Origin of the sequence: Tistrella sp. (genome assembly GCF_002684955.1) — a bacterium.
Taxonomy (GTDB): domain Bacteria; phylum Pseudomonadota; class Alphaproteobacteria; order Tistrellales; family Tistrellaceae; genus Tistrella; species Tistrella mobilis.
Map to the genome: position 1 here is coordinate 25,534 of NZ_NYWI01000068.1, position 20,189 is coordinate 45,722.

General features: G+C 68.7%; 20 protein-coding genes. 12 read left to right on the forward strand and 8 right to left on the reverse strand.

Annotated features, from left to right (window positions below):
- The first annotated feature begins 82 nt into the window (after nucleotides 1-82).
- From CMO28_RS21250 to CMO28_RS21270, 5 genes are all read left to right on the forward strand, one after another.
- Nucleotides 83-727 (forward strand): LOG family protein, encoded by a 645-nt coding sequence (locus CMO28_RS21250; protein WP_296716686.1) that lies wholly within the window; start codon nucleotides 83-85, stop codon nucleotides 725-727.
- Between the two features lie 171 nt (nucleotides 728-898).
- Nucleotides 899-1,681: an ABC transporter permease gene (locus tag CMO28_RS21255; RefSeq protein WP_296716688.1), complete on the forward strand. Its 783-nt coding sequence runs from the start codon at nucleotides 899-901 to the stop codon at nucleotides 1,679-1,681.
- A 4-nt stretch (nucleotides 1,682-1,685) separates the two neighbouring features.
- Complete coding sequence (locus tag CMO28_RS21260; protein ID WP_296716691.1) at nucleotides 1,686-2,717, forward strand: ABC transporter ATP-binding protein; 1,032 nt, start codon at nucleotides 1,686-1,688, stop codon at nucleotides 2,715-2,717.
- A 76-nt stretch (nucleotides 2,718-2,793) separates the two neighbouring features.
- A complete protein-coding gene (locus tag CMO28_RS21265) occupies nucleotides 2,794-3,891 on the forward strand; it encodes an extracellular solute-binding protein (RefSeq protein WP_416370978.1) in 1,098 nt (365 codons plus the stop codon).
- Nucleotides 3,892-3,991: 100 nt separating this feature from the next.
- Nucleotides 3,992-4,813, forward strand: a complete 822-nt coding sequence (locus CMO28_RS21270; RefSeq protein WP_014748572.1) for an ABC transporter permease — start codon at nucleotides 3,992-3,994, stop codon at nucleotides 4,811-4,813.
- Between the two features lie 39 nt (nucleotides 4,814-4,852).
- On the opposite strand, the gene CMO28_RS21275 is transcribed toward CMO28_RS21270, so the two are convergent.
- The 4 genes from CMO28_RS21275 to CMO28_RS21290 form a co-directional block, all read right to left on the reverse strand.
- Entirely contained in the window at nucleotides 4,853-5,941 is a 1,089-nt protein-coding gene (locus CMO28_RS21275; protein ID WP_296716699.1) for a TRAP transporter substrate-binding protein, read from the reverse strand.
- Between the two features lie 76 nt (nucleotides 5,942-6,017).
- Nucleotides 6,018-7,340, reverse strand: a complete 1,323-nt coding sequence (locus tag CMO28_RS21280) for a TRAP transporter large permease (protein WP_014748574.1) — start codon at nucleotides 7,338-7,340, stop codon at nucleotides 6,018-6,020.
- Nucleotides 7,337-7,849 carry a TRAP transporter small permease subunit gene (locus CMO28_RS21285; RefSeq protein ID WP_296716704.1) on the reverse strand — a complete coding sequence of 171 codons (513 nt, stop codon included), beginning with the start codon at nucleotides 7,847-7,849 and terminating at the stop codon, nucleotides 7,337-7,339. Before CMO28_RS21285 ends, CMO28_RS21280 begins: the two co-directional genes overlap by 4 nt.
- A gap of 67 nt (nucleotides 7,850-7,916) precedes the next feature.
- Nucleotides 7,917-8,672, reverse strand: coding sequence for a DeoR/GlpR family DNA-binding transcription regulator (locus CMO28_RS21290; protein ID WP_296716707.1), 756 nt, complete (start codon nucleotides 8,670-8,672; stop codon nucleotides 7,917-7,919).
- 188 nt (nucleotides 8,673-8,860) lie between these two features.
- Here CMO28_RS21290 and CMO28_RS21295 point away from each other — a divergent pair, with 188 nt between their 5' ends.
- From CMO28_RS21295 to CMO28_RS21305, 3 genes are read left to right on the forward strand one after another with little or no spacing between them, the layout of a single operon-like run.
- The gene (locus CMO28_RS21295; protein ID WP_296716709.1) at nucleotides 8,861-10,309 is read left to right on the forward strand and encodes an NAD(P)/FAD-dependent oxidoreductase; all 1,449 of its coding nucleotides are present in this window, start codon (nucleotides 8,861-8,863) and stop codon (nucleotides 10,307-10,309) included.
- A complete protein-coding gene (locus tag CMO28_RS21300; protein WP_296716712.1) occupies nucleotides 10,306-11,556 on the forward strand; it encodes an NAD(P)/FAD-dependent oxidoreductase in 1,251 nt (416 codons plus the stop codon). Before CMO28_RS21295 ends, CMO28_RS21300 begins: the two co-directional genes overlap by 4 nt.
- Nucleotides 11,556-12,983: an FGGY family carbohydrate kinase gene (locus CMO28_RS21305; RefSeq protein WP_296716715.1), complete on the forward strand. Its 1,428-nt coding sequence runs from the start codon at nucleotides 11,556-11,558 to the stop codon at nucleotides 12,981-12,983. Before CMO28_RS21300 ends, CMO28_RS21305 begins: the two co-directional genes overlap by 1 nt.
- Here the strand turns inward: CMO28_RS21305 and CMO28_RS21310 are convergent.
- The 3 genes from CMO28_RS21310 to CMO28_RS21320 all read right to left on the reverse strand — a co-directional run bounded on the left by CMO28_RS21310 (nucleotide 12,959) and on the right by CMO28_RS21320 (nucleotide 15,743).
- Nucleotides 12,959-13,834, reverse strand: a complete 876-nt coding sequence (locus CMO28_RS21310; protein ID WP_296716718.1) for a DMT family transporter — start codon at nucleotides 13,832-13,834, stop codon at nucleotides 12,959-12,961. The two genes, CMO28_RS21305 and CMO28_RS21310, sit on opposite strands and share 25 nt — an antisense overlap.
- A 298-nt stretch (nucleotides 13,835-14,132) precedes the next feature.
- A complete protein-coding gene (locus CMO28_RS21315; protein ID WP_296716721.1) occupies nucleotides 14,133-15,011 on the reverse strand; it encodes an HpcH/HpaI aldolase/citrate lyase family protein in 879 nt (292 codons plus the stop codon).
- Between the two features lie 102 nt (nucleotides 15,012-15,113).
- Nucleotides 15,114-15,743, reverse strand: a complete 630-nt coding sequence (locus tag CMO28_RS21320) for a helix-turn-helix domain-containing protein (RefSeq protein WP_296716724.1) — start codon at nucleotides 15,741-15,743, stop codon at nucleotides 15,114-15,116.
- Between the two features lie 357 nt (nucleotides 15,744-16,100).
- On the opposite strand from CMO28_RS21320, the gene CMO28_RS21325 reads away from it, so the two are divergent.
- The 4 genes from CMO28_RS21325 (at nucleotide 16,101) to CMO28_RS21340 (ending at nucleotide 19,829) form a co-directional block, all read left to right on the forward strand.
- Nucleotides 16,101-16,847 carry a substrate-binding periplasmic protein gene (locus CMO28_RS21325; protein WP_296716727.1) on the forward strand — a complete coding sequence of 249 codons (747 nt, stop codon included), beginning with the start codon at nucleotides 16,101-16,103 and terminating at the stop codon, nucleotides 16,845-16,847.
- 127 nt (nucleotides 16,848-16,974) lie between these two features.
- Nucleotides 16,975-17,631, forward strand: a complete 657-nt coding sequence (locus CMO28_RS21330; protein ID WP_296716730.1) for an amino acid ABC transporter permease — start codon at nucleotides 16,975-16,977, stop codon at nucleotides 17,629-17,631.
- Complete coding sequence (locus CMO28_RS21335; protein WP_062761845.1) at nucleotides 17,628-18,359, forward strand: amino acid ABC transporter ATP-binding protein; 732 nt, start codon at nucleotides 17,628-17,630, stop codon at nucleotides 18,357-18,359. The genes CMO28_RS21330 and CMO28_RS21335 overlap by 4 nt, the downstream gene beginning before the upstream one ends.
- 198 nt (nucleotides 18,360-18,557) lie before the next feature.
- On the forward strand, nucleotides 18,558-19,829 hold the full coding sequence (locus CMO28_RS21340) for an NAD(P)/FAD-dependent oxidoreductase (protein ID WP_296716736.1): 1,272 nt from the start codon (nucleotides 18,558-18,560) through the stop codon (nucleotides 19,827-19,829).
- Here CMO28_RS21340 and CMO28_RS21345 read toward each other — a convergent pair whose 3' ends face one another.
- Complete coding sequence (locus CMO28_RS21345) at nucleotides 19,830-20,189, reverse strand: bleomycin resistance protein (protein WP_296716738.1); 360 nt, start codon at nucleotides 20,187-20,189, stop codon at nucleotides 19,830-19,832.

The following is a 20,189-nucleotide window of genomic DNA, read 5'->3' on the forward strand; positions in this document are numbered from 1 at the left end:
TGGACGGCGACAGAATTGGAAGATAATTTACACCGACCCCCGCCGGGCCGCGAGCCCGGTTCCGTTCCGACCGGAGATCTTCATGGAACCGTCGCTCTTCGTGGCAGAAGGCAGGCTGTGGCGCAATGATGATGCGCAATGCCGGGTGTTCGACCCCTGGTCCCTGATCTGGCAGCCGGCCGATGCCCTGCCGGCAGGGGCCCGTGCGATCGCGGCCGAGGCGGCGCTTGCCGAACTGGCTGCCGCCAACCGCATCCGCCGCCTGCCGGTCGCGGTGATCGGCCCGCGCGAACCGGTGGGCGACCAGGAAGCCACCGCCGCCGCCGTCGGTGCGGCGATCGCCTCTCTGGGCCTGGTTCTGCTCACCGGCGGCAAGGGCGGCGTGATGGCCGCGGCCAGCCGCGGTGCCGCGGAAAATGGCGGCCTGGTGCTGGGTTACGTGCCGGATGAAGACTGGCGGATGGCCAACCCCCATGTCACCGTGCCGCTCGCCACCGGCATCGGCCCCGTGCGCAATGCGTTGATCGCCCGCGCCTGCCCGGTGCTGATCGCGGTCGGTGGCGGCTATGGCACGCTGTCCGAAATCGCCTATGGCCTGCATTTCGACAAGCTGGTGCTGACCATCGCCGACGCGCCGGTGGTGGACGGCGCCGTCATCTGCCGCGATGTGGCCGACATCCGCGCCCGCATCGCCCGGCGCATGCTCGCCCTCGACGGGCCGCTCTGACCGGCCCTGCCCGGGCATCGCTCCTCCCGTCGTCGTTCCGTCGCCAGATCTGTAATCAAACGATCATTGGCGGCTGGAATGGAAGAAAACGATAATACGCCGGTCTCGCCCCGCCGGTCTCATGTCCGGTGACCCGGGCGTGGCGGGGTTTCCCGGCACCGGACGGTTTCCATGGCGCTCGTCACCGCATGCTATCTGCTCTATCTGGCGGCGCCGATCGCGCTGCTGGTGCTGGGCTCGTTCGGCGACAGCTGGACCGGCACGCTGCTGCCCTCGGGTTTCACCACCCGCTGGTATGAAGATCTGCTCGCCGATGCCAGCTTCCGCCGCGCCTTCTTCACCAGCCTGAAGGTGCTGGCGGCCACGGCCGTGATCGATGCGCTGATCGCCGTGCCCGCAGCCTATGCCATCCATTCCGCCGCCAGCCGCGGCGTGCGCACCGCGGCGCGCATCGCTTCGCTGATGCCGGTGGCGGTGCCGGAACTGGTGCTGGGCTTCGGCTTCATCCTGGTGTTCTCCTCTTCGACCCTGCCATGGCTCGGCACCTTTGAGCTGCTGGTGGCGGCCCATGTGGTCCTGACCCTGCCTTACCTCATGAACACGCTTCTCGCCGATATGCAGACGCTCGGCCTCGCCCGGATCGAGGCGGCGGCGGCAACGCTCGGCGCCGGCTTCCGCCATCGCTTCGTCGACATCGTGCTGCCGTCGCTGCGCCACAGCCTGACCTCGGGGCTGGTGATGGTCGCCGCCCTCTCGATCGGCGAATTCCAGCTCTCCAACCTGGTCGCCGGCTTCCTGGACCGGACCTATCCGATCGTGCTGCTCCAGGCCTTCTACGGCGCCACCGGATTTGTCTGTGCCGCGACCGTCGTGCTGCTGGCGCTGGCGACGCTGGCGGCCGGTGCTTCCGCGCTTGCCGCCGCCGGCGGCCGGCGCGCCCGGGCGGGAGGGTGATCCCATGAGCGTGCATTTCGACGCCGTCTCCTTCCGCTATCCCTCGGGCGGTGCCGGTGTCTCCGACATCGATCTGGAGATCGGCGATGGCGAGCTGCTGGCGGTGATCGGGCCGTCGGGTTCGGGCAAGACCACCTTGCTGCGCCTGCTCTCGGGCTTCGTGGTGCCCGATCGGGGCCGGATCCTGATCGACGGTCGCGACGTCGCCCGGGTGCCGGTCAAGGACCGGGCGCTGGGCGTGGTCTTCCAGGCCTACGCGCTGTTCCCGCACATGACCGCGGCCGAGAACGTCGCCTATCCGCTGAAGCTGCGCGGGGTGGACCGTGCCAACCGCATGGCCCGCGCAAGTGAGGCGCTGGAGAAGGTCGGACTCGGCGGTTTCGCGAACCGCCAGCCGGCGTCGCTGTCGGGCGGGCAGCAGCAGCGCGTGGCCCTGGCCCGGGCGCTGGTCTTCGGGCCGCGGGCCCTGCTGCTTGACGAGCCGCTCTCGGCGCTGGATGCCGGGCTTCGGGCCGGCATGCGCGACGAGATCCTGCGCGTCCAGCGCGCGGCCGGCATCGCCACCCTGTTCGTGACCCATGACCAGGAAGAGGCGCTGTCGATGGCCGACCGGGTCGCCGTCCTGAAGGATGGCCGCCTGCTTCAGGTCGACACGCCCCGCGGGCTTTACGAGCGGCCGGTGGATGCGACCGTGGCGGGCTTCGTCGGCCACGCCAATCTCTGGCCGGGCCGGGTGGCGGCCGACGGGCTGGTCGAGACCGCGATCGGGCCGATCCGCACGGCCACGGGCGGTTTCGCCCCGGGCGATGCCGTCACCGTGATGGTCCGCCCGGAAGAGGTCTCGGCCGAGCCCGCCGCAGATGCCGCCAACCGCTTCGCCGGCCGGATCGCGGCCGATCGTTTCCTCGGCAATCTCCGCCGCCTGGACCTCGAGGTTCCGGGCGGGCTGGTGAAGGTCGAGACCCGCCGTCGCGATGCGATCGATGCGGTCGCCATCGCGCCCGAGGCCGTCCGGCTGTTGCCGGCCGGTTTCTGACCGTCACCGTCTCCCTGCACGCTGATCCCCCAGCACCCGACCACAGCACCAGTCGAACGGGACCGATCCGATGACCATGAGCCTCTGGAAAAAGACGGCCGCCGCCCTGATGATGGCGGCCGGCACCTTCGCCGCCACCACCGCCGCAACCCCGGCCCTCGCCCAGCCGCTGGATGGCGGCGAGCTTTATCAGGGCGAGCAGGCCCTCTACGACGCCGCGCGCGACGAGGGGCTGGTGGTCTCGTTCGACACCGGCCCGACCTGGGCGAACTGGGCCGCGCAGTTCAAGGCCTTCAAGGCCCGCTATCCGGGTGTGGAGATCGTCTATAACGATCTCGGCTCGGCCGCGACCGTGGTGGCACTCGACAAGTCGCGCAACCGACCGCAGGCGGACACCGCCTATTACTTCGCGGGTTCGGCCCTCGATGCCGCCGAGAAGGGCGTGGTCGCCGATTTCACGCCGGTGAATTTCGACCGTCTGCCCGAACCCTTCCGTCATCCGGCCGGCCAGTGGTTCACCATTCACACCCTGAACGTGGCCTTCCTGGTGAATACGAAGCTGGTCAAGCAGGTCCCCCAGAGCTGGGCCGATCTGCTGGGCGAGGCCTATCGCAATTCGGTGGTCTATCTGGATCCGCGCACGGCCGGTCAGGGCCAGGTGGTGACCATCGCCGCCGCCTTCGGCAATGGCGGCAGCATGGACGACGTCCAGCCGGGCATCGACTATCTGGGCCGGTTGCACAAGGCCGGCAACGTGCTGCGCACCGTGGGCACCACGCCTTACGCCCAGTTCGTGAAGGGCGAGATCCCGATCTGGATCGGCTATGAGAATGACGGTCTGAAGGCCAAATATGTCGACGGCATGGGCGACGACGTCGCGGTGGTGATCCCCGCCGAAGCCTCGGCCGCGGCACCCTATGCGATCAGCCTGGTCAAGGACGGCCCGAACCCGAATGCCGGCAAGCTCTGGCTGAACTACATCATGACCGACAAGGGCCAGACCACCTTTGCCGAGGGTTTCGTGCGCCCGTCGGTGCCGGGTGTGAAGCTGCCCGACGAGGTGCTGGCCAAGCTGCCCGAGGCGCCGCAGATCCGCCCGGTGGATGTCGCCAAGGCGCGTGATGCCAAGCCCGCCATCGATGCCGGCTGGGCCAAGGCCGTGCTCGGCCAGTAATCCGCCCACGTCCTCACGCCTGTTGCGGCACGGTGCCGGCCGATCCGGTGCCGTGCCCGCCGGCGTTTTCAACCGTCTCTCTTCTCCAGGACCAGCCCCCATGACCCTGCCGCCCCGGCTCCTGATTCTGCTGTCGCTGCCGGCGCTCGTCACGATGGCGGTGTTTTTCGTGCTGCCGCTCGCCGTGCTGGTGGGGGAAACGGGCGAGGGGGGCGGTGCCGCCTATCTCAGGCTCGTCGACGACCCGGTGTTCTGGCAGGGGCTGAAGGGCACGCTGGTCCTGGGCACGGTGGCCCCGGCGCTGTCGGTGGTGGTCGGCTTCTGCGTGGCGCTGCATCTGGCGCGGCTGCCCGAGGGCCGGCGCCAGGGGCTGCTGTTCCTGCTGTCCCTGCCGCTCACCTTCTCAGGGCTCATCGTCGCCTACGGCTTCATCCTGGTCTTCGGCCGCGCGGGCTTTTTCACCCTGCTGCTGGCCGAACTGGGCGCCGATCCGGCGGTGGTGGGGGCGATGATCTTCACGCCCGCGGGGCTCGGCTTCGCCTATTGCTATTACCTGATCCCGCGCGTGGTGCTGGTGATGCTGCCGGTGCTGGTCAATTTCGACACGCGCCAGATGGATGCGGCCGAAAGCCTGGGGGCGGGCCGCTTCGCCGCCTTCCGCGACGTGCTGCTGCCCCAGGTGACCCCGGCGCTGATCGCCGCCTTCTGCCTGACCGCGGCGGTGGCGATCGGTGCCTATGGCACGGCGCTCGCCCTGGTCGGCACCCAGGTGCAGATCCTGCCGCTGCTGCTGTTCTCGAAGATCTCGGAAACCGGCGCCGATCTGCCGGCGGCGGCCGCGGCTTCGGTGGTGCTGATGGCGGTCTGCTGTGCGGTCATGGGCCTGGCCGAAGCCCTGGGCGGGCTCCGGCGCAGGGGATGAGGGGGGAGGCGAGGTTTCCTCCCCCGGTCGGCGGAACGATCAGCGATAGGGGAAGCCGGCCTTCTCCATCAGGGCCGAATAATCCTTCAGGATCTGCACCACCTTGCCGGCGCGCGGGCTGGTCGCGGCGATCTCGTCCCAGAACTGTTCGGCATCCTTTTCGACCTGCGACCATTCCTCGCGCGGGATCGAGGTCAGCTCCATCTTCTTGCCGTTGACGCGCAGATCGGCCTCGCCGCCCCAGTACCAGACCTGGCGATAGTAATGCGACTGGTCGATCGTGGTCAGGAACAGCTGCTTCAGATGCGGCGGCACCTTCTCCCAGCTCTTGCTGTTGGCGAAATAGGACCCGCACCAGGCGCCGCAGATATTGTTGGTCAGCGCGTAATTGCAGACATCCGCCCAGCCCACCTCATAGGCCTCGGTGAAGCCGCACCAGGCGACGCCGTCCAGCTGGCCGGTCTGGATCGCCACCTCGACATCGTCCCAGGGCACGGTCACCGGGATCAGGCCGTAGCGCGACAGGAACTTGCCGGCGGTCGGCACGCCGAAGACGCGCTTGCCGCGCATATCGGCCAGCGAGCGGATCGGCTCCTTGGTGAAGACATGCAGCGGATCCCAGGCGCCGGCCGACAGCCATTCCACGCCGTCGATCTCGTCATAGGCTTCTTTCCAGATCTCGTTCAGCCCATAGCGCTGGAACAGCACCGGCAGGTCCAGGCTGAAGCGGCAGGAGAAGGGGAAATAGCCGCCGAACACCGCCACATCGGCGGGCGAGGCCATGGTCGCATCATCCGACTGCACCGCATCGATGGTGCCGTTCTGCAGGGCGCGGAACAGCTCGGCGGTCGGCACCAGCTGATCGGCGTAATAGAGCTCGATCTCCATCTCGCCATTGGCCGCCGCATTGAAGGCCTCGATCTGCGGCTTGATCACATGGGCGCCAAGGGGCGCGCCCGAATAGGTCTGCAGCCGCCAGCGGATCTTGGACTGGGCATGCACCGCCGGGGCGGCGAAGGTGGTGCTGGCCGCCAGCGCCGCGCCGCCGATGCCGGCGGTCTTCAGGAACTGTCGCCGGCTTCCCGCGACCGGATCGGCCGAGGACGTCTTCTTCTCGATGTCGCTCATGTCGTTCGTCTCCTGGAAGCGGTACGCATGTCTCCCCATGCGCCCGCCATGGCCGTGTCGGGGGTGTGGGTGAAGACTACTTTCCGTAGACGAGGTTCGGCAGCCAGAGCGCGATCCCGGGGAAGACCATCAGCAGGGCGATGGTGATCACCATCATGATCACGAAGGGGATGATCGACTTGTAGATGTCGATCAGGGTGATTTCCTTCGGTGCCATCGCCCGCATCAGGAACAGGTTGTAGCCGAAGGGCGGGGTGATATAGGCGATCTGGCAGGTGATGGTGTAGAGCACGCCGAACCAGATGACGTTGAATTCCAGCGCCTTGACCAGGGGCACATAAAGCGGCGCCACGATCACCAGCATGGCGGTGTCGTCCAGGAACATGCCCATCAGGATGAAGGAGGCCATCATCATCGCCATCACCTGCCAGCGGGTCAGTTCCCAGTTGGTGATGAACAGCGATTCGATCGCCCGCGCCGCGCCGATGCCGTCGAACACCGCGCCGAAGGCGAGGGCGGCCAGGATCAGCCACATGAACATGCACGAGATCGACAGCGTCTTCTTCGACGTCTCCTTGATCAGGCGCCAGTTCAGCCGGCCCTTCAGGGCGGCGGCGATGGTCGCCCCGGTGGCGCCGATCGCCGAGCTTTCGACCAGGCTGGTATAGCCCATCACGAACAGCCCCATCATCGTGAAGAAGATCACGAAGGGGATGAGGCCGGCGCGCAGCAGCTTCAGCTTCTGCCCGATCGGCATATTCAGCTCGTCGTCGGTGACGGTGGGGGCGAGTGCGGGGTTCAGCCGGCAGCGCACCACGACATAGGCGGTGAACATCGCCGCCATCATCAGCCCCGGCACCATGCCCGCCAGCCAGAGCTGGCCCACCGGCGCCCGGGCGATCATGCCGTAGAGCACCAGCACCACGCTCGGCGGGATCAGGATGCCGAGCGAGGATCCGCCCTGGATGACGCCGGTGATCAGCACCTTGTCATAGCCCCGGCGGAGCATTTCAGGCAGGGCGATGGTGGCACCGATAGCCAGTCCGGCTACGGAAAGCCCGTTCATAGCCGAAATGACCACCATCAGCACGATCGTGCCGATGGCGAGCCCGCCCCGCAGCCGGCCGAACCAGACGTGGAAGGCTTTGTAGAGATCCTCTGCGATGCCCGCTTCCGACAGGATGTAGCCCATGTAGATGAACAGGGGCAGCGTGAGCATCGGGAACCAGTTGAACAGCTTCAACGTGGCATTGAATGGCATCTCGACGGCGCCGTTGCCGTAGAGCAGCAGGGCGGCGCCCGCCGCCACGAAGCCGATCGCGCCGAAGACCCGCTGCCCGGTGAGCAGCATCAGGGCCATCGTCGCGAACATCAGGATCGCGATCAGTTCATAACTCATGCTACGTCCACCCGGCGGATCGTCGCGATGTGTTTGAACACCAGCGACAGTGTCTGGAGCAGCATGATCACCAGGCAGACCACAAGCAGCGCCTTGATCGGGATCATCGACGGGTTCCACATCGAGAACCGGCGCTCATTGGTCTCTATGGCATATTGCAGGCTCGACACCGAGCCGATGGTCATGACCACCAGGTAGAACATCAGGCAGGCGGAGGTGATCAGGTCCAGGATCGCCTTGCCGCGCGTGGAAAGATGCTGATAGATCAGGTCCATGCGGACGTGATCGTCATTCTTCAGCGTCATCGCGCCGCCCATGAAGAAATAGGCGAGCAGCGTGAACTGGGCGACCTCGACACACCAGTGCAGCGGGATGTCGAGCGCGTTGCGGGTGACCGCGTCCAGCAGCAGGACGCCGATCATCACGAAGACCAGAGCCATCGCCACGATGCCGACATAATCGGACAATCGGTCGACGACCCGCACATACCATCTGATTGCAGCCGGCATCGGCCAGTCCGTCCCCCGTCTCGTCAGGCGGCCTGCCCCTCCCCAGTGGCCGGCCGCCCGGTTTTGCCTAGATCAGCTCGGCTCCCGCCGCTCTCAGGGCGGCTTCATGTATCGCGCCGGGCGGCGCATCGGTGACGACCACATCCACCTCGTCCAGGCCGCAGACCCGGAACGCCGCCTTGCGGCCGAATTTGGGCCGCGCCGCCACCAGGATCAGGCTGCGCGCATTGCCGATCATGGCGCGCGCCACCTGGGCTTCGTCGAAATTGGAATCCATCGCCCCCACCTCGGCATCGATCGCCGCCACCGTCAGGATGGCGTGATCGGCCTGGAAGTCGCGAATCTGCTCGATCACCAGCGGGCCGACCGTCTGGTCGTTGTCGCCCATGAAGGTGCCGCCCAGCAGATAGACCCGGCCCGGCTGCGGCGCCGCGCCGAAGACCCGGGCGATGCGCAGCGAATTGGTGATCACCGTCAGCCCGCCGATGCCCGCCAGCGCCTCGGCACAGGCGAGGGTGGTGGAGCCGGTGTCGATGAACAGCGTGTCGCCGGGCTCGATCAGCGGCACCAGCCGGCCCGCGATCACCTGCTTCGCCTCGGCCTCTTCGGCCATGCGGTCCTTGAAGCTGCCCTCGGCATGAAGCTTGGGCCGGCGGGCGCCGCCATGGACCTTCTGAAGCACGCCGTCACTGGCGAGCCCGGCCAGATCGCGGCGGATCGTTTCCGCCGAAACCTCGAAGGCCTGGGCGAGCGCGTCGACCGACATCTCGCCCTGCTGCCAGATCATGTCCGCGATCCGCGCCTGCCGTTCCCTGCGTCGCATTCCCGTCCTCCGTTCATCAAAGTAGGACATCGGCCAATGCCCGAGTCAAGGTGCATGTGCCGGCATGAATGCCCGAACGGTCATAATTTTGTGGATAAGTTGACCATTCGGGCATTTTAGGGCAGGCTGATCGCAGGGTAGACCGCCCTGAACCGCAGGAGGAAACCCTGAACCGCAGGAGGACAGGCATGGCCCCGGCTGGTGACGCATCCCGCCACGGAAGCGGCGACGGCACCTTCGACGTCGCGATCATCGGCGCCGGGGTGATCGGCTGCGCGCTCGCCCGCCGTTTCACGCTGGAAGGCGCCCGGGTGGTGCTGATCGAAAAGGCGGCCGATGTTCTCGACGGCGCGTCGAAGGGCAACAGCGCCATCCTGCATACCGGCTTCGACGCCCCGCCCGGATCGGTAGAGGCGGCCTGCATCGCCGCGGGCTATCGGGAATATCTTGAGATCCGCGCGCGGCTGAACCTGCCGCTGCTGAAGACCGGCGCCCTGGTCGTCGCCTGGACGGATGAAGAGGCGGCGACCCTGCCCGATCTGATCGCCCAGGCCCGGGCGAACGGCGTCGACGATGTCGAGCCGCTGACCGAGGCCGAGGCCCGCCGGCTGGAGCCGGCGCTGGGGCCGGGGGTGCGCGCCGCTTTCCGGGTGCCGCGGGAATATGTGATCGACCCCTGGTCTGCCCCCCATGCCTATCTGCGCCAGGCGGTGGAGAACGGCGCCCGGCTGATGACTGCGGCCCCCGTCACCGCCGGGGTGTTCGATGGCAGCCTCTGGTGCCTGGAAACCCCGCGGGGCACCGTGCGGGCCGGGCTGGTGATCAATGCCGCAGGCCTCTGGGGCGACCGGGTGGACGATCTGCTGACCGGCACCACCGATTTCACCATCCGGCCGCGCAAGGGCCAGTTCGTGGTCTATGACAAGCCGGCGGCGGCCCTTGCCGGCCATATCCTGCTGCCGGTGCCGAACAAGGTGACCAAGGGCATCGTCGTCTGCCGCACCGCCTTCGGCAATCTTCTGGTCGGCCCGACCGCCGAGGAGCAGGAGGATCGCGAACGTGCCGGGCTGGTGCCCGAAACCCTGGAGGCGCTGATCCGCCGCGGCACCGAGATCCTGCCGGCGCTGAAGGATCACGAGGTGACCGCGATCTATGCCGGGCTCCGCCCCGCCACCGAATTCAAGGACTACCGGATCCGGGTGGAGGCGGCACGGCGCTATGTGACCGTCGGCGGCATCCGCTCCACGGGCCTGAGTTCGGCGCTCGGCACCGCCGCCCATGTCCATCGCCTGGTGGCCGGCCTGCTGGCGGGCCACCAGGCGATCGCCGATCCGGTCTGGCCGCGCATGCCGATGCTGGCCGAGCACGAGACCCGTGACTGGCAATGCCCCGGCAATGGCGGCGTGGTCTGTCATTGCGAGCGGGTGACGCGGCGCGAGATCGAGGCCGCGCTCGACGGCCCGACCGGCGCCCGCAGCCTGGCGGGGCTGAAGCGGCGCACCCGCGTGACCATGGGCCGCTGTCAGGGGTTCTACTGTTCAGCGGCCCTGGCGGCGATCACCGCCGGCCGGCTGGCGGTGCCGATGACGGCCGATCCGAGGACCGCCCCATCGGCAACTGCGGGAGGAGAGCCATGACCGCGGAGCATTGGGATGTGGTGGTGATCGGCGCGGGCCCCGCCGGGCTCGCCGCCGCGACCGAGCTGCGCCGCCAGGGTATCGCCCGGGTGCTGGTGCTGGACCGCGAGGCCGAGGCCGGCGGCATCCCCCGCCATTGCGCCCATTCGCCCTTCGGCCTGCGCGAATTCCGCCGCCTGATGACCGGTCCCGCCTATGCCCGCCGGCTGGTGCGCACCGCCGCGGCCGCCGGGGGCGAGATCCGCACCCGCGTGACCGTGGCCGCGATCCGTCCGGGTTCCGGGGCGTCCGGCCCTGAGCTCGACGTCTCCACCCCGGACGCTGGGCTGGGGGTGATCCATGCCCGGCGTGTGCTGGTGGCAACCGGCGTGCGCGAGACCAGCCGCGCCCAGCGGCTGATCGGCGGCACGAAGCCCGGCGGCGTGCTCTCGACCGGCGCGCTTCAGGGGCTGGTGCATCTGGACCATCTGAAACCCTTCAGCCGGCCGGTGGTGCTGGGCACCGAACTGGTCTCGTTCTCGGCCCTGATCACCTGCATCCAGGCGGGCATCCGGCCGGTGGCGATGATCGAGCCCGGCCAGGGCACCGTCGCCCGCTGGCCGGCCGGTCTGCTGCCACGGCTGCTGGGGGTGAAACTGTTGACCGGGACCGGGCTTCGGACCATCGAGGGGCGGGACGGGGTCACCGCCGTCACCCTGCGCGATGCCGACGGCGCCGAGCGGGTGATCGAGACCGACGGCGTCGTCGTGACCGGCGGCTTCCGGCCCGAGGCGACGCTCTTCGCCGGCAGCCATCTGGCCCGCGATCCGGCGACCGGCGGCCCGGTGATCGACGAGTTCGGCCGCTGCTCGGACCCCACCGTCTTTGCCGCCGGCAATCTGCTGCGTCCGGTGGAAACCGCGGGCTGGAGCTGGAAGGAAGGCCGCCGCACCGGCCGGGCGATCGCGCTCGACCTGGCCGGCCGGCTGCCGGCGGCCGGCGGGCTTGAGGTCCGCGTCGCGGGGGCGCCGCTCCGCTTCGCCCTGCCGCAGCTGATCGCCGGTGGCAGGCCGGGCCTGCGCGTTCACGACCATATTCAGTTCCGGGTCGACAGCCGGGTGGCGGGACGGCTGGTCCTGACCGATGATGGCCGGGAGATCTGGTCGCAGCGCCTGCGCAGCCGGCCGGAACGGCGGATCCTGGTGCCGATCGACGCCCTGCCGGCGGTGCGGTCGGGCCGCTACACCTTCGGCTGGGACGCGCGGTGATGACCATCCTTGCCATCGACCAGGGCACCACCACCACCCGCGCCGTGCTGGTCGGGCCCGATGGCGGCACCCGGATCGTGGCGAGCCTGCCCCATCGCCAGATCCACCCGGCCCCCGGCCATGTCGAGCACGACCCGGAAGAGCTGATCCGGAACCTCCGCAGTTGCCTGGATGCGGCCCGCGCGGCGGGCGCGCCGCTTGCGGTCGGCATCGACAATCAGGGGGAAAGCTGCCTCGCCTGGGATGCGGCCACCGGCGAGGCCATCTCTCCGGTGCTGGTCTGGCAGGATGACCGGACCCGCGACGTCGTTGACCGGCTGCGCGCCGACGGGGCCGGGGACATGGTGCTGGCGCGGGCCGGCCTGCCGCTCGATCCCTATTTCTCGGCCTCCAAACTCGCCTGGATCCTGCGCGAGATCCCCGCCGCACGGCGTCTGGCGGGGCAGGGGCGGCTCCGGCTCGGCACCACCGATGCCTTCTTTCGCGACCGGCTGACCGGGCGGTTCGAAACCGACGTCACCACCGCCTCGCGCACCGCGCTCATGAACCTCGACAGCTGCGACTGGGACCCTGAGCTGTGCCGGCTGTTCGGCGTGCCGATCGAGGCGCTGCCGCCGATCGGGCCCAGCACCGGCGATTTCGGCACCCTGGCCGGCACCGGCCTTCGTCTGACCGCAAGCCTGGTCGACCAGCAGGCCTCGCTCTACGGCCATGGCTGCAGGCGTGCGGGCGATGCCAAGATCACCTTCGGCACCGGCGGCTTCGCCCTGGTCGTGACCGGCCGGCGGATGGCGGCCGGACGTGACGGGCCCTTGCCCACCATCGCCTGGCAGAAGGCGGGGGAGGCGCCGGTGCATGCGCTGGAAGGCGGGGTCTATTGTGCCGCCTCGGCGGTGAACTGGGCACAGGGGCTGGGGCTGTTTGCCGGCCATGACGATATCGGGGCCTTCGACGGCGCCCCGGCCACACTCGACGGTCCGGTCTTCGTGCCGGCGCTGGCGGGGCTCGCCTGTCCGCATTGGGACCGGCGGGCGCGCGGCGCCTGGCTGGGGCTGGGGCTCGATACCGGGCCGGGCCGGATGATGCAGGCGCTGCTTGAAGGCATCGCGCTCCGCATGGCCGAAGTGGTGGCGGTGATCGGCCGCCATCAGCCGCTCACCGACCCGGTGCCGATCGATGGCGGCATGGCGGCCAATGCCTATTTCTGCCGGATGCTGGCCGATTGTCTGGAACGGCCGGTGATCGTCTCCGACGAGCCGGAGCTGACCGCGGTCGGCACTGCGGCACTGGCCGGCGAGGCGGTGGGGGGCGCGATCGCCACCCCGCGCCGCGGCCGGAGGATCGACCCCCGGCCGCTGCCGCCCGGTCTGCGCGCGCGCTTCGATGCGGCGCGCGCGGCGGTTCAGGCTTTTGCCGCCGCCGGCTGACCGCGACCGAAGACCAGCCCGATCCCGCCCAGGATCGCCGCCATGCCGCAAAGCGCGAGCGGGGCCGGCACCGTGCCGAAGACCGCGAAATCGAGCAGCACGGTCCCGGCCGGCACCAGATAGAACAGGCTGGTGACGTTGACGAGATCGCCCGCCCGGATCAGCCGGTAGAACAGCAGCTGGGCACCGACCGAGATCACCAGAGCGAGCCAGAGCAGCGGCAGTACCACGGCCGGCACGGCGTCGAACCGCACCGCTTCTGTCGGCAGGACGATCAGGCAGAGTGCGAGAGCGGCCAGATACTGCACCGGCATGGCCGTGAGCGGGTCGATGGTGGAACGCTTATGGAGCAGGGCACCTGCGGTCATCGCGGCCAGTGCTGCGAGAGCGAGGCCGGCGCCTGCCGGGGTGAGGCTGGCGGCGGCCAGGCTCTGCCAGACCACGGCGACGAGCCCCGCGAGGGCGAGTGCGAGCCCCGCAACCCGGCGCCGACTGCGCGCGCCACCGCTGACCACCAGGGTCAGCACCGGCTGCAGCCCCATGACGGTGGCGACGGCACCGGGCGTCATGCCCTGGTCCATCGCGGCCATGTAGCAGACGGCATAGGCGCCGACCAGCAGCAGGCCGGTGGCGAGCAGCCGCGGCCAGGCCCGGAGCTGCGGCCAGCGGCGCCCCTGAAGGCGCAGGATCACCGTGATGGCGAGCAGGGCCAGCGCAAAGCGCAGGCTGAGGAAGGCAAGCGGGCTCGCATGATCGAGCCCGAGCCGGATGAAGATGGCGCCGCTGCTCCACAGGCAGACGAACGCCGCCGTCGGGCCGAAACGGCCCGCGGCACGAAGGAAACCGGTCATCGGATCTGGAAAAACCGTCTTTGCCGGATGTCACGACGACCCTGCCGGCCCGGCTGCATCAGCCGTCAGCCGGGACCGATCGAACCGTATGGTTCAGGATCCGAGGGGCGGGGTCGTGAAAAGGCGGCCGCCGGTCAGGCGGCGGCGCGGCCGGCGGGCGGCGGCGGGGTGCCGGCCCGGGCAATGGCCGGCGGGGGGACGACGCAGGACATCATGTGCGGCACGATGGCGGTCATGATCGGTCGCCCCCTCGGACGGTTGAAGGATCGGCAGAGTATGGCGGGTCCGGGGATGTGTATCAACCCCGCTGCGCCGCCTCCCAGGTGTTGACGATCCGGGTCATGCTGCGCAGCACCGGCTTTTCGATCAGCTTGCCGTCGACCACCAGCAGCCCGCTATCGGCGGCGGCGAAGGCATCCAGCACCTTGCGGGCATGGGCGACGGTGGCGTCGTCGGGGGTGAAGACCCGGTTGATATGCGGGATCTGCTTCGGGTGGATGGTGCCCTTGCCCGAGAAGCCGAGGTCGGCCGCGGTCTCGGCCTCGCGGATCATGCCGGCCTCGTCTTCCAGGTCGAGCCAGGGCACGTCGATCACGTCGACGCCAGCCGTGGCCGCCGCGTGGACGACGCGCGAGCGGGCATAGAGCAGGGCGTTCCAGACATTGCGGCAGCGCAGATCGGCGGCCATGTCGACGCCGCCGAAAAACAGCGCCTCGATCCGCTCGCTGGAGGTCGCGATCTCGACCGCGGCTTCCAGGCCCTCATTGGTCTCGATGATCACATGCAGCCGGGTGGGGCGCTGGTAGTCGTCCAGCAGGTCGGCGAGGTTGCGGACCTCTTCCGGCCCCTTCACCTTGGGCAGCATCACGGCCGGCGCCGGGTGTTCCGCCTCGATCAGCGCCTTGACGTCGGCCATGCCTTCGGGCGTGCGCAGGCAGTTGATGCGGATCATCCGCTCCACCCGCGGGTCGCCTTCGGTCACCGGCACATAGGCGAAGGCCCTGTCGCGCGCCTCGGGCTTGTCCTTCGGCGCCACCGCATCCTCAAGATCGACGCAGACGATATCGGTGCCCGAGGCCAGCGCCTTGGGGAACATGTCCGGCCGGGTGCCGGGGGTGAAGATGAAGCTGCGGCGCGACTGGATGCGGGCGGGGGATTGGATAGGGGCGGGGGACATGGCGGCTCCTGACGGGATGGTCGGGCGATCATAGGCGTGGCCGCAGACCATCGCAAACCGGCGGTCCGTGACGTGAACCCCGTGCGCGCGCCCCGTCCCCCGTCACCAGACCGGCGGGGTGGTGATCCACAGAATCCGGGTGCGGCCATTGGCGAGGTTGCGGAATTTGTGCGGCGAGGCGCTTTCGAAATGGAAGGCGTCGCCCTCGCCCAGGCGGTAGACCGCGCCGTCGACATACAGCTCCAGCCGGCCTTCCAGCACCACGCCGCATTCCTCGCCTTCATGGTTGTAGGCGTCCTCGCCCGATCCGCCATCGGGATCGAGCGTCAGCTCCATCACCTGCAGCATGCCCTGGTCGTGGACGGTCAGGAATTCCTTCACCATGCCCTTGGCGCCGAAATCGACCCGGCGGCGCTGGCCGGCGCGGACGATGCGCCGGGCCTCGTTGTTCGGATCGCTTTCGCCGCCACCCAGCAGTTCCAGCACCGGCACGTCCAGAATGGCGCAGATCGCCCTGAGCGCGCGAACCGAGGGCGAGGAGATCCCGCGCTCGATCTGGCTGAGAAAGCCCACCGACACATTCGCGGCATCGGCCACCTGTTTCAGCGACAGCCCCCGCGCCTGACGTGCCCGCCGCACGGCGAGGCCGAGGCTGAGATCGTCCTCTTCGGTCAGTGGCTCGACGACGGGCGTCTCTGGGATGGAGGCCGGAGGCGACTCAGGGGGTGTCATCGGTGGTGGATACCTTCAGGTTCACTCTGTTGAAAGGAGGGCCATATTTTTTCACGAATTTCCAGCCCGACCATGCGTTCCGCAACGCCCCGACCGCCGGTAGCCACCGCGGCAGGCGAACGGAATCGCCTGTCGTGCAGGCCTTTTCACGAAAATGAAATCGGCTGACCAATTTCATTGCGCCTCTCGATAATTTCACTACCATGAAAATCAGTCAACGCCGAAGCCGATCCGCATCGCAGGGCGGGGGTCTGCGCCACCAGCACGGGACTGCCGGTGGTGTGCGTGGTTGCCGGGGGGAGCCCGGCGCCGCGGTGCCCTGCGATGGTCGGCAGGACAACGAACAGGGGACATTTCATGAGGCTGAAGACGCTTGCCGCCGCAATCACGGCACTGGCCATCGGTGCGGTGGCGCCGGCTTTCGCGGCGGAGACGGTGAAGGTGGGCGTGACCACCACGGGCGTGCCCTTCACCTTCGTCGACACGTCGAGCCAGAAGCCGACCGGCGCGATGGTCGATCTGGCCCAGGCGATCGGGGCCGAGGCGGGGCTTGCCACCGAATTCGAGGTGGTCGCCTTCTCGGCGCTGATCCCGTCGCTGACCACGGGCAAGATCGACCTGATCTCGGCCGGCATGCTCGCCACCGACAAGCGGCGCGAGGTCGTGGATTTCTCGGCCCCGGTCTACACCTATGGCGAGACGATGTTCGTGCCGGCGGACGAGCCGGCGAACTACACGCTCGACGATCTGAAGGGCGCCACCATCGGCGCCCAGGTCGGCACCACCTTCGCCGACGCGCTCAACGCCCGCGGCACCTTCGGCGAGGTGAAGCTCTATGACAGCATCGCCGACATCATGCGCGATGTGAAACTCGGCCGGATCAAGGCCGGCTTCGGCGACAAGCCGATCGTGGCCTATCAGATCGCGCAGAACCCCAAGATCGGCCTGCGCCTGGTCGATGGCTATCAGCCGCTGAAGGCCGGCGACGTTGCGCTGGCGGTCTCGAAGGAGAACCCGGCCCTGCTGGAGAAGGTCAACGCCGCGATCGCGAAGCTCAAGGAGAGCGGTGAGCTTGCGAAGATCTTCGCAAAATACGGGCTGTAAGCGCCAGGCGTTGCGAAGATCTTCGCAAACGCGATCCGGACGGGCGTCGGGCGGTGCGGCAGGGCGGCTCTCCGCCTGACCTTCCTCCCGCTCCGGCACGCCACTCCCCACCACCCAGGGATCTTCGATGAGCGACTTCCTCAGCCGATCCGCCGACTACATGCCGCTGCTGTTCGAAGGCATGTGGCGGACCGTGGCGGTGACCCTGCTGGCGCTGTGCCTCGCCACCCTGCTGGGCCTGGTCTGGGCGCTGCTGCGCACCTCGGGCGTCCGGGCCCTGGCGGTGCCGACCCGGATCCTGGTCGAGTTCGTGCGCGGCATCCCGATCCTGGTCATCCTGTTCTACATCTATTTCGTGATGCCCGAGATCGGCCTGGATCTCACCGCCTTTCAGGCCGGGGTGATCGGTCTGGCGCTCACCTATTCCTGCTATATCGGCGAGACCTTCCGCGCCGGTATCGAGGCGGTGGACAAGGGCCAGATCGAGGCTGCGAAATCGATCGGCATGCGCCGGCCGCTGATGATGCGCCGGGTGGTGCTGCCCCAGGCCTTCCGGATCGTGGTGCCGCCCTATGCCAACAATCTGGTCATGCTGCTGAAGGACAGCTCGCAGGTCTCGGTCATCTCGGTGGCGGAGTTGACCATGCAGGGCAAGATGCTGGCCTCGTCGACCTTCGACAACATGACGGTCTTCACCCTGGTGGCGCTGCTCTATCTGTGCCTGACCATTCCGCTGAACATGGTCATGCGCCGGGTCGAACTTCGGATGGGGAAGGCGCGATGATCCGCTTCGAGGACGTGCATAAATCCTATGGCAGCCACGAGGTGCTGAAGGGCATCGATGCCGAGGTCGCCAAGGGCCAGGTGGTCTGCCTGATCGGCCCGTCCGGCTCCGGCAAATCGACCCTCTTGCGCTGCGTGAACGGGCTCGAGACCTATCAGCGTGGCCGGATCACCATCGACGGCGCCCTGGTCGATGCCGAGGGGCCCGCCATTCACGGGCTGCGCACCCGGGTGTCGATGGTCTTCCAGCGCTTCAACCTGTTTCCCCATCGCACGGCGCTGGAAAATGTGATGGAAGGCCCGATCCACGTGCTGCGGGAGCCTGCAACCGAGGTCCGCGCCCGGGCCGAGGCGCTGCTGGCGCGGGTGGGGCTGGCCGACAAGTTCCACGCCTATCCGGGCGCGCTGTCGGGCGGGCAGCAGCAGCGTGTGGCCATTGCCCGCTCGCTGGCCATGCGGCCCGACGCGATCCTGTTCGACGAGCCGACCTCGGCACTCGACCCCGAAATGGTGGGCGAGGTGCTGCAGGTGATGCGCTCTCTGGCCGACGAGGACATGACCATGCTGGTCGTGACCCACGAGATCCAGTTCGCCCGCGAGGTCGCCGATGCGGTGCTGTTCCTGGATGGAGGCCGCATCGTCGAACAGGGCCCGGCGGCCGAGGTGCTGCGCAATCCGCGCCACGAACGCACGCAGGACTTCCTCCGCCGCGTAACCCATCCTGTTTGAGAGTCTGTATGGCCCTCGCCGGGCGGGTGCTACCGCACCCTTGGCCGCCGCCGCAATGGCGGCCTGGCGCTGCGCGCTGGGAGTCTGTTTGGCCCTCGCCGGGCGGGTGCTACCGCACCCTTGGCCGCCGCCGCAATGGCGGCTTGGTCCCGCACCGGGGTGCGGGACGGGATTGTTGTCTGAGCATCGGGGGCATCCATGCCATCCTTCTCTCCTGCCGCTTCCGTCTGGGCTGCAACTGCGGCGCCGGGGCCTGATCTGCCTGCCTTTACCGGCGAGCGGCGGGCCGATGTCGCGATCGTAGGTGCCGGGTTCACCGGGCTGGTCGCGGCGTTGACCCTTGCCCGGGGCGGGGCCTCGGTGATCGTGGTCGACATGGTCGAGCCGGGCTTCGGGGCCAGCGGCCGCAATGGCGGCCAGGTGATCCCCGGGCTCAAGGACGATCCCGATACGCTCGACCGGGTGTTCGGCGAGGCGACCACCGCCTTTGCCGGCGGCACCGCCGATCTGGTGTTTTCGCTGATAGACGAGCTTGGTATCGACTGCGACCCGGTGCGCGGCGGCTGGATCCAGGCCAGCGTGAAACATCTGCACCTGCCGCGGCTGGAAAGCCGGATGGCGCAGTGGCGGGCGCGCGGGGCCGCCGTCGAGATGCTCGATGCCGCGGGCATGGCGGCTGCGACCGGCGGGCGGGGTTTCGTCGGCGGCTGGATCGATCGCCGCGGCGGCAGCGTGCATCCGCTCGCCTATGCCCGTGGGCTGGCCCGGGCGGCGCTAGAGGCCGGGGCGGAGATTTTCCGCGACGCCGAGGCGGTGTCGATCACCAGAGGCACCGGCGGCTGGGTGCTGGGTTTCGCCAATGGCGGCCGGCTGACCGCGGATCAGGTGGTGATCGCAACCAATGGCTATACCGGCCGGCTCTGGCCCGGGCTGAAGGCGACGGTGATCCCCGCCAACAGCATCCAGGTGGCGACGGCGCCGCTGCCCGAGGATCTGCGGGCCCGCATCCTGCCGGGCCGGCCGGTGGTCTCCGACAGCCGGCGGATCGCGAATTATTTCCGCATCGGCCCGGAAGGCCGGCTGATGATGGGCGGCCGCGGCGCCTTCCGCGAGCCGCGGGATGCCGCCGACTACCGCCGGATCGAAGCGGCGCTCGCCGCTTTCTATCCCGAAGCCGCGCGCCTGCCCGTGGATTTTCGCTGGGCCGGACGGGTGGCGATGACCCGTGATCACCTGCCGCATATCCACCAGCCGGCGGCGGGTGTGACCATGGCGCTCGGCTATAACGGCCGGGGCGTGGCGCTGGCGAGCGCCATGGGCCGGGCGATCGGCGCCCATCTGCTGGATGGTGCCAACCCGCTGCCGCTGGCGCTCTCGGCCATCAGGCCGATGCCGGTGCACGGCCTGCACCCGCTTTATGCCACCGCGATGATCGAGGCATACCGGGTGCGGGACATGCTGGAGCGCTGATCAGCCGCGCAGCTCGCGGGTCGAGCCGCCGAAGCGCAGCAGGTTGCCATGGGGATCGTGGATGTGGAATTCGGTCATCCCCCAGGGCTTGTCCTCGATGGCGGACAGGCCCGGCACGCCGCGGGCGCTGAATTCGGCATGCAGGTCCAGGATCTCGCCGCCGCGGATATAGCAGGAAGTGTTTTCCGGATAGCGGCGGTCGTCGGCCAGCCAGAAATGGATTTCCATCCGGTTGCGGCGGATGAGCAGATAGTCGCCATGGCGTTCCGCGGCAAAGCCCAGCTGGTCCTGGTAGAAGGCCTGGCTTTCGGCGATGTCGAGCGAGGCCAGGACGGGGATGCAGATCGCGGCGTCGGTCAT

Coding starts and splice junctions, on each gene's coding strand:
- CMO28_RS21330 (WP_296716730.1), top strand. CDS start 16,975: ATGAGCGACTTCCTCAGCCGATCCGCCGACTACATGCCGCTGCTGTTC.
- CMO28_RS21265 (WP_416370978.1), top strand. CDS start 2,794: ATGAGCCTCTGGAAAAAGACGGCCGCCGCCCTGATGATGGCGGCCGGC.
- CMO28_RS21325 (WP_296716727.1), top strand. CDS start 16,101: ATGAGGCTGAAGACGCTTGCCGCCGCAATCACGGCACTGGCCATCGGT.
- CMO28_RS21300 (WP_296716712.1), top strand. CDS start 10,306: ATGACCGCGGAGCATTGGGATGTGGTGGTGATCGGCGCGGGCCCCGCC.
- CMO28_RS21340 (WP_296716736.1), top strand. CDS start 18,558: ATGCCATCCTTCTCTCCTGCCGCTTCCGTCTGGGCTGCAACTGCGGCG.
- CMO28_RS21275 (WP_296716699.1), bottom strand. CDS start 5,941: ATGAGCGACATCGAGAAGAAGACGTCCTCGGCCGATCCGGTCGCGGGA.
- CMO28_RS21305 (WP_296716715.1), top strand. CDS start 11,556: ATGACCATCCTTGCCATCGACCAGGGCACCACCACCACCCGCGCCGTG.
- CMO28_RS21270 (WP_014748572.1), top strand. CDS start 3,992: ATGACCCTGCCGCCCCGGCTCCTGATTCTGCTGTCGCTGCCGGCGCTC.
- CMO28_RS21260 (WP_296716691.1), top strand. CDS start 1,686: ATGAGCGTGCATTTCGACGCCGTCTCCTTCCGCTATCCCTCGGGCGGT.
- CMO28_RS21250 (WP_296716686.1), top strand. CDS start 83: ATGGAACCGTCGCTCTTCGTGGCAGAAGGCAGGCTGTGGCGCAATGAT.
- CMO28_RS21285 (WP_296716704.1), bottom strand. CDS start 7,849: ATGCCGGCTGCAATCAGATGGTATGTGCGGGTCGTCGACCGATTGTCC.
- CMO28_RS21345 (WP_296716738.1), bottom strand. CDS start 20,189: ATGACCGACGCCGCGATCTGCATCCCCGTCCTGGCCTCGCTCGACATC.
- CMO28_RS21280 (WP_014748574.1), bottom strand. CDS start 7,340: ATGAGTTATGAACTGATCGCGATCCTGATGTTCGCGACGATGGCCCTG.
- CMO28_RS21255 (WP_296716688.1), top strand. CDS start 899: ATGGCGCTCGTCACCGCATGCTATCTGCTCTATCTGGCGGCGCCGATC.
- CMO28_RS21310 (WP_296716718.1), bottom strand. CDS start 13,834: ATGACCGGTTTCCTTCGTGCCGCGGGCCGTTTCGGCCCGACGGCGGCG.
- CMO28_RS21290 (WP_296716707.1), bottom strand. CDS start 8,672: ATGCGACGCAGGGAACGGCAGGCGCGGATCGCGGACATGATCTGGCAG.
- CMO28_RS21295 (WP_296716709.1), top strand. CDS start 8,861: ATGGCCCCGGCTGGTGACGCATCCCGCCACGGAAGCGGCGACGGCACC.
- CMO28_RS21335 (WP_062761845.1), top strand. CDS start 17,628: ATGATCCGCTTCGAGGACGTGCATAAATCCTATGGCAGCCACGAGGTG.
- CMO28_RS21320 (WP_296716724.1), bottom strand. CDS start 15,743: ATGACACCCCCTGAGTCGCCTCCGGCCTCCATCCCAGAGACGCCCGTC.
- CMO28_RS21315 (WP_296716721.1), bottom strand. CDS start 15,011: ATGTCCCCCGCCCCTATCCAATCCCCCGCCCGCATCCAGTCGCGCCGC.